Origin of the sequence: Corallococcus sp. AB049A, from assembly GCF_003668885.1 — a bacterium.
GTDB classification, from domain to species: Bacteria; Myxococcota; Myxococcia; order Myxococcales; family Myxococcaceae; genus Corallococcus; species Corallococcus interemptor.
Map to the genome: position 1 here is coordinate 1 of NZ_RAWL01000918.1, position 557 is coordinate 557.

1 protein-coding gene is annotated in these 557 nt (G+C 69.7%); it reads right to left on the minus strand.

Features of this window, described 5'->3' with window-relative positions; genetic code table 11:
- Positions 1 to 557, minus strand: a 557-nt coding sequence (locus tag D7X55_RS40230) for an AMP-binding protein (RefSeq protein ID WP_147470465.1), incomplete at both ends; no start/stop codon positions are given.

Genomic DNA, 557 nt, shown 5'->3' on the forward strand with positions numbered 1-557 from the left:
GGCCGATGGGAATGGCGCCTTCCACCACCGTGTCGCGGCGCAGGGTGTACGTCGCGGAGAACGTCGTGTTCTCCGTGGGGCCGTAGCCGTTGAGGAACGTGGCGCCTTCCGGCAGGCGAGCAAGGTGCTCACGTACGCGGGCAGCAGGCAGCACGTCGCCACCGGCGAGGACCTGGCGCACACCCGCGAGGGCTTCACCCTGGTGCAGGGACATCTGCTCGAAGAGTGCGGCGGTGAGCCAGAGCGACGTCACGCGGTGGTGACGCAGCTGCGCGGCCAGTTCCTCCAGCGAAAGCGAATGGGGAGGCGCGAGGACGAGCTTCGCGCCGTGCAGCAGCGCGCCCCAGATTTCGAGCGTGGACGCGTCGAAGGCAACAGGGGCCGCCTGGAGCCAGACTTCGTCAGGCCCGAAGCGCATGAAGGTGCTGCCGAGCACCAGGCGGGTGATGCCCCGGTGGGGCACGCAGACGCCCTTGGGGCGGCCCGTGGAGCCCGAGGTGAACATGACGTAGGCCAGCGCTTCACCGTCCACGTGGATGTCCGGCGCATGCGTGGGC